Source organism: Streptomyces sp. NPDC086080 (genome assembly GCF_044540255.1).
Lineage (GTDB): Bacteria > Actinomycetota > Actinomycetes > Streptomycetales > Streptomycetaceae > Streptomyces.
This window is the reverse complement of record NZ_JBITRU010000032.1, coordinates 108,631-119,722: the sequence shown is the minus strand read 5'-3', so window position 1 is coordinate 119,722 and position 11,092 is coordinate 108,631. Positions and strand designations below refer to the sequence as shown.

The 11,092-nt window shown below is 69.7% G+C and carries 8 protein-coding genes; 5 read left to right on the top strand and 3 right to left on the bottom strand.

Annotated elements, in window-relative coordinates; genetic code table 11:
* Window positions 1-110 precede the first annotated feature (110 nt).
* The 3 genes from ACIF9R_RS30505 to ACIF9R_RS30495 are packed head-to-tail and all read left to right on the top strand — an operon-like array spanning window position 111 to window position 1,313.
* A complete protein-coding gene (locus tag ACIF9R_RS30505) occupies window positions 111-419 on the top strand; it encodes a hypothetical protein (RefSeq protein ID WP_399985623.1) in 309 nt (102 codons plus the stop codon).
* Entirely contained in the window at window positions 412-714 is a 303-nt protein-coding gene (locus tag ACIF9R_RS30500; protein ID WP_399985622.1) for a hypothetical protein, read from the top strand. The genes ACIF9R_RS30505 and ACIF9R_RS30500 overlap by 8 nt, the downstream gene beginning before the upstream one ends.
* Entirely contained in the window at window positions 711-1,313 is a 603-nt protein-coding gene (locus tag ACIF9R_RS30495) for a hypothetical protein (RefSeq protein ID WP_399985621.1), read from the top strand. Before ACIF9R_RS30500 ends, ACIF9R_RS30495 begins: the two co-directional genes overlap by 4 nt.
* Before the next feature lie 276 nt (window positions 1,314-1,589).
* Here ACIF9R_RS30495 and ACIF9R_RS30490 read toward each other — a convergent pair whose 3' ends face one another.
* Window positions 1,590-3,695, bottom strand: a complete 2,106-nt coding sequence (locus ACIF9R_RS30490; RefSeq protein ID WP_399985627.1) for a DEAD/DEAH box helicase — start codon at window positions 3,693-3,695, stop codon at window positions 1,590-1,592.
* A 20-nt stretch (window positions 3,696-3,715) separates the two neighbouring features.
* Window positions 3,716-5,050: a BREX system ATP-binding protein BrxD gene (brxD, locus tag ACIF9R_RS30485; protein WP_399985620.1), complete on the bottom strand. Its 1,335-nt coding sequence runs from the start codon at window positions 5,048-5,050 to the stop codon at window positions 3,716-3,718.
* 214 nt (window positions 5,051-5,264) lie between these two features.
* Here brxD and ACIF9R_RS30480 point away from each other — a divergent pair, with 214 nt between their 5' ends.
* Window positions 5,265-7,073, top strand: a complete 1,809-nt coding sequence (locus tag ACIF9R_RS30480) for a DUF262 domain-containing protein (RefSeq protein ID WP_399985619.1) — start codon at window positions 5,265-5,267, stop codon at window positions 7,071-7,073.
* A gap of 7 nt (window positions 7,074-7,080) precedes the next feature.
* Window positions 7,081-8,130 (top strand): HPP family protein, encoded by a 1,050-nt coding sequence (locus tag ACIF9R_RS30475; protein ID WP_399985618.1) that lies wholly within the window; start codon window positions 7,081-7,083, stop codon window positions 8,128-8,130.
* A gap of 59 nt (window positions 8,131-8,189) precedes the next feature.
* On the opposite strand, the gene pglZ is transcribed toward ACIF9R_RS30475, so the two are convergent.
* Window positions 8,190-11,084 (bottom strand): BREX-2 system phosphatase PglZ, encoded by a 2,895-nt coding sequence (gene pglZ / locus ACIF9R_RS30470; RefSeq protein WP_399985617.1) that lies wholly within the window; start codon window positions 11,082-11,084, stop codon window positions 8,190-8,192.
* Window positions 11,085-11,092: the final 8 nt, after the last annotated feature.

Genomic DNA, 11,092 nt, shown 5'->3' with positions numbered 1-11,092 from the left:
CGGCAGGCGCTGCACGCCCTCGAACCCGTGCCCCACACCACCATCAGCCCCCGGCGAGAAATCGGACCTCCGAAACATCAGCCGGTGGATCCGGGCTGAGACTGGTGCAGATGTCCGGACGGCTCGGCATGCCCCTGAGGGAGACCCATCAGCGGCTCACCCGGATGACGTGCCTCGGCCTGCGTTTGGAGTACCCGGTCGACGCGGTCCCGGCGGGCATCGTCCACTGGCGTGATCTGCTCGCGTTGACTGTGCATGTGGACGGGCAGAGGCCGGAAGTCAGAGGGCACGTGGGACCGGACCACCTCACGCGGGTGGCCGAAGCGACGGGGGAGCCGGCCGCAGAGGTCGGGAAGAGGCTGCGCGTTTACGGCCCGCTGTTCTCCCTGGGGCCCTCGGAGGAGTCTTCTGATGGCTGATCACGACGGTGTCGTCTTCGCCGAGGTGGAGTTCCCCGTTCAAGCGGGCTTCGCCATCGCGTGGGGCGAGGACGGACTCACCGCCGCGGGGCCGTGTCCTCGATGCGCCGGCCGTACCGAGATGATGTTCGCCTTTGGCAGTCCTCAGGGTACGAAGGGCTTTTTCGGGCGGGCCCGCCCGACGCAGCCGACGAAGGTGACGATGTACTGCGAGTGCGGCTACTGGCACGAGGACAGGCCCCCCGAGTCACCGGATACGGGGTGCGGCGCCTACTGGTCGGTCGACATCTCATGAGTGTCGAGCGCAAGCGGTGGGCCCAGCGTGCCCAGGAGTTGCGGCTCCAGCAGTTGCCGGCCGCACGTGAGCAGGCGGAGGCCTGGCGGGCCGGGCTGGCCGGTATGACCACTCTGCTGGGGGTCGTGTTGGTGGTGAAGGGGCGCGAGACCGTAAGCGATCTGGCTCCCTGGACGAGGGTGACCGTCGCCGTGCTTCTCGTCACGGCCCTCGGCATTCTCGTCTCGGCGACGGTTCTCGCTGTCCGGGCGGCTGCAGGGACGCCCGGCGCGGAGATCCTCCTGACCGGCGAGGGGCTTCGGGAGTGGACCAGGACCGAGGTCAGGGTCGTCGGCCGGCGGATCCGGTGTGCCGCTCTCCTGACCTTGGCGGCGCTCTCGCTGCTGGTGACCGCGCTCGCATTCACTTGGTTCGGTCCGATGCCGGAACCGGCGAAACCGACGGTCCGGGTGGTCACTCGAAGCGAGAGCATGTGCGGTGAACTTGTCGGAACCGCCGGTGGCAATGTCATCGTCAAGGGCGAGAGCCTGAGGCAGGCGCCGGTCGACCTGGTCGTCTCCATCGAGCCCGTCAAGACGTGCGGCCGAGGCGAAGGGTGACCGCGCTGGATCGGGCCGGCGGCCGGGCACGGAGCGGGCCGGTACGGATCGAGCCCGGGCGGGCCGTTCGCAGGGGGCAGCCGGTCACGAGGGCGGCGCACCGGGAGGCGCTGCGGTCCGCGGGTCTGTGGCCGTGACGGCTCGTACAGGCGGTGACAGGGGCGGTTGCTGGCCGCTCACGATGACCAAGGTAGGGAAGAAGTTGCCGACCGACTGCGGGATGCTGCTGTGAACCCAGTCATGTCCGTAGGTTCCGCCCGAGGGGAATCTCATCCGTCAGCTGACGGTGAATCTGACGGCCTCGCTCAGCGACGTTGCCGCACCGTCCAGATCGGCCATCCGGGCCGCGAGCGTGGCCGCGGCCAGACGTGGCGGAAGGGCCTCGCTGAACTTCAGCCCGGTCAGCGCGCGGGGATCCACCTCCGGGAGGCACAGGTGATCGACGGCGTCCGAGGTCGCCCGCTTCCAGTCCTGGGGTGTGATGTCCTCGCGCAGGCGGACGTACGTGTCCGTGGGGCGCTGAAACGGGTCGGTGATGGTGGAAAGGGTGGCGGCCAGAGTGGCGTTGGCGCGGTAGCCCGCCCATGTCCACCACCTCACATTGGTGTCACGGCCTCCACGCATGATGACAGTGCCGTCGCGGTGCACCACCTCGGCGTTCTCGTCGCGCACACGAGCGAGAGTGCTTTCGGCACGGCGAGTGAGTCCGACCGGAGGCGTCGAACCGAGCAGAACGTCGCGGGCCGCCCGCGTCAGCTCGTACGAGCAGGTCCGCGCCAGACCGATGCCGCCCCAGCGAGCCCGGCCGCCGCTTTCCACGGGTTCGACGAAACAGCGACGTCGTGACCAGTCGATGTACGTCACCTGCCAGCTGCGCCCGGCGAGCAGCAGCCGGCGCGGGCCCACGACCTCATCGGTGAGCAGCACGGGATCGGTCGTACCGATCTCGGTGCGGCCGGACAGCACGGTGAACTCCGGTGCGGCTGTGAAGACCGCGGTGAGGTCCATGAAGTGCCGATATCCGAAGCGCTGTTCGGCCTCAGGGCCGATGAACAACAACTCACCGTCCCGGTCCAGATAGCCCTGCTCCACCAGGTGCCGCACGATCGGCTCGGCGGACGGGCCGAAGGGGCCGAGCCCTCCCCACCACTCCTGCCACAGCCGGTCGCCGACCCGGTGCTCCTGGAGACAGAGCGCCAGCACCTGTTGCGCTGTGATGTGCCGTGGCTCCGGAGGAGGAACGACCGGCTCCACCCAGCCGCGCGACCAGAGCAGCAGGAGGGCCGCCGCGGACACCAGGCCGGCGTCGTCGGTCGTCAGGAACAGACAGTTGCGGATGGACCCGGGGCGTCGGCCGGTGCGCCCCAGGCGCTGCAGGAACGAGGCCACGGTGCGCGGTGCGTCGATCTGCACGACCCGGTCGAGGTCGCCGACGTCGATGCCCAGTTCCAGGGTGCTCGTGGAGACGATCACGCAATCGCGGGCCTCCGCGAAGGCCTCTTCCGCCCGACGCCGCTCGTCGGCGGACAGCGAGGCGTGGGACAGGAAGGTGGTCACACCCTTCTCACGCAGCGCCGCACCGAGTTCTTCGACCTGCTTGCGGGACTCGCAGAACACCAGTCGCTTCTCGCCCCTGTGGAGCGCCGCGATCACCGTGGCCGCGTTGGCCAGGGACCCGACATAGTCGAGTTGGATGTCCCCGGGAGGAGGGAGCTTCGGGGCGTCTTCCCGCAGGTGTGGGGCTACGACCCGTGACGCACGCTGCCCTGATGTCGCTCCCTGCAGCCAGGCGAGCAACTCGTCCGGGTTTCCCACGGTCGCGGACAGGCCCACCCGCTGCACCGGGCGTCCGGCCACCCGTTCCAGCCGTTCCAGGACGGCCAGCAGGTGCCACCCACGGTCGTCGCCCGCGAAGGCATGTACTTCGTCCACGACGATCGCCCGCAACCCGGAGAAGAACGCACGGTGATCGACTTTCGCACTGACCAGCATGGCCTCGAGGGACTCGGGGGTGGTCAGCAGCACGTCAGGTCGTTCACGCAGGATGCGCTTGCGGCGGGAGTGCGTCACGTCGCCGTGCCAGAGCGCGGCGGAACGTCCGATCCAGGAGGTGTACGTCTCCAACCGGGGCAGCAGGTTATTGAGCAGCGCTTTCAGCGGGCAGACGTAGAGGACCGATGTGCCGTCCCACTTCTCCTGCGCCATCCGCGACAGCAGGGGGAAGCACGCGGCCTCGGTCTTGCCTCCCGCGGTGGGAGCGATCAGTACGGCGTCCGCTCCGTCGGTCAGAGGGGTGATCGCCTCTTCCTGAAGTGCGCGCAGGCCCGGCCATCCCAGGGTGTTCACGATGTGGTGGACCAGTCCCGGGTGCAGCAGGTCCATCGGGTCGGGCGCGGCTCCGCTCACGGGAGGTCCAGTTCGACGTCGTCGGCGCGATCGGCCGCCGCGGCGTTGCGCTCCACCTCGGTCAGCTCCGCGGCGTTCACGGTGAGCGCGTAGTGCCGGCGCGGGTCGAAGTCCTCGAACTGGTCGACTCTGTCGAGGACATCGCCCACGAGCTTCTTGAGGAATAGCCGTGGTGCGATCCCCACCTTGCCCCCGAGCGCCCCTCCGACCGCCTTGGCCAGGTCGGCGACGTAAGCGTCGTCGACTACGTCCGTGATGTGCGTGGAGGCCGATGAACCTGACGCGTACAAATCCCGGATCGTCCTCCCCAGGTCGATCAGTGAGTCCTGACCGAACCCGGGCAGCCGGAGCTGCACGGCACGCGGGTTGTCGAAGCGTGGGTCGGTGCTGAAGTCGGTGGCCAGACGCTGGGCGAGCGGGGCCAGACGCTGTACGCCCTGACGGCCGTCGAAGAACGCCGGCGTGCCCGTGATCAGCAGGTAGAGGCCGGGGAAGCGCCCGGAGTGCACCTCGTCGATGAGCTGGCGCAGTGCGTTGAGCGCCTTGTCGCGGGCGTCGGAACGCACGCGCTGCAGGGTCTCGACTTCGTCCAGGACGACGAGCAATCCCGAGTGACCTGAGTCGCGCAGGACCGTGAGCAGTCCCTGCAGGAAGCCGAGAGCACCGAAGTGATCGAGGTCGCCACGCACCCCGGCGGTTCTGCGGGCGGCGGCGGCCACGTGCGGCTGTCCACCCAGCCAGGCCATGACGGCCGAGGCGGTGCCCTCGTCGCCTGCCTCGACTGCGGCTCGGTAGCCCCGCAGCGCCGTGGCGAATGACGGGGCGTGCCGGGACACCTCGGTGAGCCGCGCCGTCATCAACTGTTCGACTCTGCGGGGCAATTCTTCCTCGGTGGCCCCGGCGGCGAGCGCGTCCTCTTCGAGGGCGTAGAACCACGAGTCCACGACCGGCCGGAGCGCGCTCGGTGGGAACCCGGGTGTGGCCAGCCGTTCGGTGAGGCGACGGTAGACGGTCTCGAGTCTGTGCAGGGGCGTCTCGGTTTCCGAGATCTGAATCTCGGCGACGGCGAAGTTGCGGCGTTTGGCACGCTCACCGAGCCACCGTGCGAAGAACGTCTTGCCGGATCCGTACTCGCCGCGCACCGCCTTGAACACCGAGGATCCCGACCTGACGGCGTCGAGTTCCCCGTCGAGTGCGGTGCCGAAGTGGTCCAGGCCGGTCGCCAGCAGGTCCAGTCCATTTTCGGGGACCGCTCCTCGGCGCAGGGCGTCGAGCACGCCGCGACGCCGGGCGGCACTGACGGGTCCGCTTCCAGGGCTGTCTGTCCTCACCCGGACAGTCTCCCATTTGACCCGGATGCCTGACTGCCGCCCCGTGGAGGGACTCTGGGCGATGCGGCTGCCCTGGGGACACGGACTCGTGGACGGCCTCTGGAACTGTCCTTCGACCGTCTTGACTAGCCGCAAGTCCGTTGGTGCAATTGCATGTTCACCACAGGTGACCGGTGGCGACTCACCGTTCATGTCCGACACGGGAAGACACAGCGTGGCACTCGACAGTCTGAAACTCAGCGACGCGCTCGCCGACGTCGCATCCGGCGCGTTACAGCTCCCGGACTTCCAGCGTGAATGGAAATGGGACGACGAGCGCATCAGGGCCCTCATCGCGACGGTGACGCTCGACTATCCGCTGGGTGTGGTGATGGCGCTGCAGACCAACGGCACATCGCCGTTCCGCACCCGGACACTCAATGGTGCCGAGGACGCGCGGGCCGCGGTGCCGGATCTCCTGCTGCTCGACGGGCAACAGCGGCTGACGTCCCTGTTCCAGGCACTGCACCGGGACCGCCCCGTCGAGACGGTGGACGCCCGGGGCAAGGAACTGAGGCGCTGGTACTACATCGACATCGCCAAGTCCATCGGCTCGCCGGCCGACCGTGACGACGCCATCGTGTCGGTGCCCGAGGACCGGATCCTGAAGACGGGTTTCAATCGCAGGGACACCATCGACCTGACGACCGTCGAGGGGGAGTGCGCCGCCGGATACTTCCCGCTCCACTTCGTGTTCGACACCCAGCGGGTGAACGCCTGGCACCAGGAGTTCGTCAAGGTCGACGTCACGAACTGGGGGCTGTGGGGGCAGTTCCAGCAGTTCGTGCTCAGCCGTATGCAGTCGTTCCAGGTGCCGATGATCAAGCTTGCGGCCTCGACGACCATGGACGCGGTCTGCGCCGTCTTCGAGCGGGTGAACACCGGAGGTGTGCCGCTCAACGTCTTCGAGCTGCTGACGGCCACCTACGCCGGCAACCAGGAGTACGTGGCCCGGAACGGCGACTACTTCAAGCTCCCCGATGTCTGGCTCGACATCAAGAAGGGCCTGACGGCGTCGTACCCCGTGTTCGGGCGCATGGAGGCCGGTGTCGAGGACGGGCTCAGCAGCAGTGACTTCCTCCAGGCCGTGGCACTCGTCCGAACCTGGGAGCGCAAGCGGCAGGAGTCGCGTGCCGCGGTCTCCTGCAAGCGCCGTGACCTGCTGGAACTGCCGCTCGCCGACTTCAGTTCGCTCGCTCCGCGGGTGGCGGAGGCCTTCGAGTGGGTGGGGTCCTTCCTGGAGCGGCAGTGCATCGTGCGGGCCCCCGATCTGCCGTACCGAACGCAGCTCGTACCGCTGGCCGCCGTACGGACCATCCTGGGCGAGGAGACCGACACCGAGGCGGCCGACGAGCTGCTGACCCAGTGGTACTGGTGCGGTGTGCTCGGCGAGATGTACGGCGGTTCGACGGAGAGCCGTTTCACCCGTGACGTGGAACAGCTCATCGAACGTCTGCGGGGCAACCCCGAGGTGGTCCCGGACACGATCGCCGAGGCAGCCTTCCTGGACGACCGGCTGGACACCCTGAGCACCCGCAACAGCGCGGCCTACAAGGGCATCTACGCCCTCCTGGTCAAGCAGGGGGCGGTGGACTGGTACTTCACCGAGGCGCCCCTGAACGCGGCGCGCCTGGCCGAGTACAGCGTGGACGTGCGTCAGATCTTCCCCAAGGCGTGGATCGACAAGCACCACCGGGCCTACAGCGGCAGGGCCAACTCGATCATCAACAAGACACCCCTGTCCCTCCGGGCGAGCAAGAGCATGACCGGATCGCCCTCCGGTTACCTCAAGACACTCGCGCTGGAGTCGGGCATGCGTCCCGAGTGGTTCGACGACGTCGTCGGCACTCACCTCATCGACCCGGCCGCACTGCACTCGGGCGACTTCGAGCAGTTCTACCTGAGCAGGTCCAAGCAGCTGCTGGAACTGGTCATGTCCGCCATGGGCAAGCGCACCGTCTTCCGCGACGCGAAGGCCGGGTGAAGCGGTCGTGCTCCGGACGCCCCCCGAGGAAGAACTGCTGGCACTCAAAGGCCGGCGTATACCCCTTGTCGAACTCCTGGCCTGCTTCAACACCCGGTTCCGCAACGACCAGGCCATCCTGCACATCGAGCGGATCCTCAAGGACACCGGCCTGTCGACCGTGCCGTACTTCGCCACGTGCGGCAGCCAGACCGAGATCCTCGTCGTGGCCCGCGAGTCCGCCGTCAGTGAGTCCGCCGATGCGGACGCGGACCAGGAGGACGAGGCGGGGCTGTTGCCCGGCGCGCTGCCGCAGCACCCCCTGCGGATCGGCGACCTGCCGTGCGCCCACGCCGGGCTCGCCTCGGTCACCCCGGCCGAGGACCTCACCGATGCGACGTACATCATGCACACCCACAACTACTCCCAGGTTCCGGTTCTGGAGGGTCAGTACACGGTGATCGGTGTGGTGACCTGGCGCTCGCTGGCCAAGGTGCACGCCACGGGAGGAGAGGCGGCACTCGCCAACGCGATCGTGGAGGATCCTCCGGTCGTCCACGCCCACGACGACTTCTTCTCCGTGCTCCCCGCCATCTGCGAGCACGGATACGTGCTGGTCAGGGCGAACAGCGGACAGGTCAGCGGTATCGTCACCGCGGCGGACATCACCCAGCGCTTCGACGCCACGGCCTGGCCGTTCTTCGTGGTCGGAGAGATCGAGTTCCGGCTCCGCAAGTGCCTCGGCGCGAAGCTCGGCGGGGACGCCATCCGCGCCGTCCAGCGCAACGACCAGAAGACCGGGAACATCGCGGACCTCATGTTCGGCCAGTACGTGATGCTGCTGGACGGAGACCAGAGGAACAAGCAGGGGCACCGCAAGGAAGCCCTGTGCACCGCAGCCGACCAGAACTGGACCACGCTGGGCTGGACCGGAGTGAACCGCGTCCAGTTCGTCCGCCAGCTGGACCGGGTGCGCGACATCCGCAATCACATCGCGCACTTCGATCCCGAACCGCTGTCGCCGCAGCGGAGCGAGGAGCTGCGCCAGTTCGTGGGGCTGCTGCGTCAGCTCACCTGACGGGCGAGTGGAGCCCAGCCCTCCTCACGCAGTGCGGCAGGGCAGGGCTCCACCACCGCTCAACCCACCTCGAACTGGTCCCGCAGCAGCCCGGTGTGCAGCCGGAGGGTCCGCCCGTCCGGCAGGGTCTCCAGCACCTGGACACCGTCGTGATTGAGCAGTTGCCGCAACACGGCGGCGAAACCGTCGGCCGGCCGGCTCGCGGGCAGTCCGACGCGCTGGGCGAGAGCGGTCATCGGCAGGGTGCCGCCCGAGTCCAGCAGGGCGCGTACGGCCTTCTCCACGCGCACGAGGTCGGGTTTACGGGCCAGCAGCTGCACCTGAGCCGTGAAGACCTCCGACTCCAGGAGGGCTTCGACCAGGGCGTCCACCGGAGACACGGGGGCGGCGGAGAGCAGCGCGCCGTCCTCGGACGTCGAGGGAACCAACGCCACATCGAACAGCGTCTCGTGGTTCTTGGCGGGTTTCGCCTCACTCCTGGCCTTCTTGGGCGTCGCCTTTCTCGATACCGGAACCGGGGCCGCGGCGGTCTGAGCCCGCGACGGCTGTGCTTCCTCCCGGGGCAGTGACCACCAGGCCGGCTGCTGGCTGCCCAGCTCCCGCCAGCCGCTCGGCGGTTTCGCTCCGAAGGGCAGGAAGGCCAGCACCGGGATGGCGAACTCGGCCAGGGCGACGCCGCCGTGGTATCCGGCCTTGCGGGACGTGTACCGGGCGTCGGCGTCCCACAGGGCGACGATCCGGCTCTCCGGTTCCGGGTCGAGGACCCGGGGGCCCGTCAGCATGATCTCCTGCTCCCCAAGTGGTCGGCCGGGGGCCCGGTGCCGGGCCGAGCGTACGTCGTCGGCGTCGACCCGCGCGGCCCGCCGGTCGACGACGTGCCCGTGGTCGCTGGTGACGATCACGGCTCGGCCCTGGTCCGCGGCGGAGCGGAGCAGGGCGCGCAGCCCTCCTATGTCGGACAGCCGCCAGGCACCGTCGCCGAGTTTCTGCTCGGAGGCCAGCCGGTCGTCCACGGTGTTGAGGACCACCGCCACATGCGTACGGTCGCCCACGAGCGCGTCGTGCAGGTCGGGCCCGAACGGCTCACCGCTGCTCCCGGCGCGCAGGTCGTCCTTGTGGAAGACCGCGACGTCCTCCCCGCCCCAGAAGCGGTGAGCGGGGAACAGCCGCTTCTCGTCGGCCTGCGTGCCCTTCATCAGGCGCGCCGCGAAGAGCGAGGTCCGCGACACGGCGGTGACGGTGGGCAGCGCGGCCGCCATCGCGCGACGCCGGGGGGTGTCCTTCGCCCCCGGCAGCGGGTCGTACTCGGCCCAGTGGTCGCGCAGTTGCTCGCCGAGCTCGGCGGCGACGGCCGCGCTCATCCCGTCGAGCACGAGAAGGAGCACCCTGCGCTCCCTGGCCTTCACCACCGGGGCGACGACCTCGGGAAGGAACGTCTCCACGGCCAGCATCCCGCCGGGACCACGGTCGGTCGCCGACCGTGCGGCGAGCACCCGTGCGAAGTGCCGGTCGATCTCACGCCGACGCTCGCGCGCCGAGGTGCACAAGGTGTCGTACGCGGACCGGAGCGCCGGATCGGGATCGCCGCCGGACTCGATGTGCTCCAGTGCCAGGTCCACCCAGCCCGTCTCGCTGACGTGACGGGCGATGGCGTCCGCCACCGTGGCGGTGTCCACCGGGGGATCGGTCGCGAGCCAGCGTGCCAGCCGCTGTGCCATGCGCACCCGTTCGATACGGATGCCGTGATCGGGATCCGGGGCCAGCCGGTGCCGGCCGAGATCCTTCACCGCGGCGGCGATCCGCTCGGGGTCGCCGCTCGACAGCGCCTCGCCGGCGGCGGTGAAGCGCGCCGCGAGTCCCACCGCGAGCACCGGACTCGTCCCCGCGGCCCGTTCCGCCCCGAACTGCCGCGCCAGGGCGGCGGCCCGGTCGAGTACGGAGTTGGTCAGCCGCCGGGCCTCCGCCGCGGCTTCGTCGCCGTCCGCCCGCCCCGCGAGCAGCAGGGCGGAGACGAACTCCTCACAGGACCGTCCGAAGGCCGCCGCGAGCGCGTCCAGGTGCTCCCCTTCGGCGGGAGGCTCCTCTCCGAACCACCGCTCGGCCCGTCCCCGGGCCCGGTAGTCCTCGGCGTCCGCCGTGGCGTCGGCGTGCCCCCACAGCGCCGCGCAGACCAGCCCGAACGCGACGGCGTCCGGCCCGTGCTCCGCCGTCACGAGGGCGAGCAGGGCCTGCCCCGCGCGTCCGGCCTGCTCCTCCTCGCCCAGAAACCGCACGAGCCCGGTGCGCTCGGGTGTTCTCAGCGCCAGCAGCCGCTCGGGGCCGCCGGGCGTGAGGGACCACCGCAGCAGGGTGTGGATGTCCAGCTCGTCACCGCCGTCCGCCGTGGTGCGGGAGGATTCGGCGTCCGGGTCGTAGCGGCCGATCCCGAGCCTGCGCAGGGCGAGCGCGGTCAGCGCCTCGCGCCGCGACAGCACGCCGCCCGCGAGCTTCGGCCATCCGCCGTGCGGCGGAGCGGCGTCCAGCAGCGCCTCCGCGGCCCAGTTCTCCTCGAACAGCCGGTGGTCGGGGGCGTTCGCACCGAACGCCTCGCGCACGACGTCCCAGGTGTCGACGGCGTTGACCCGCTGCCTATGCACCTTGGCCAGCAGATCGGGACCGAGCTCCGCCTCCTCGCGGTCGGTGAGGACGACGAGCACCTCGGGCCCGTCGGCCGACGGCTTCTGGTGCGCGAGGATCAGCTCGTACACCCCGAGGGGCGAGGGCGCCGCCGCGACCCGGGCCCGCCGCTGCTCACCCCACGCCAGCTCGTCGGGGCCGTCCCAGGAGGGCGCGGCGCGCAGCAGCACGACCCTGCGTTTGTCCGGCTTGAGCCCGGATTCCGATGCCAGGTACTGCGTGATGGTCGCGGCGTTGAGCCGCACCGCGCTGGTGGTGGTCACGGCCGCCGTACTCACTGCTCCCA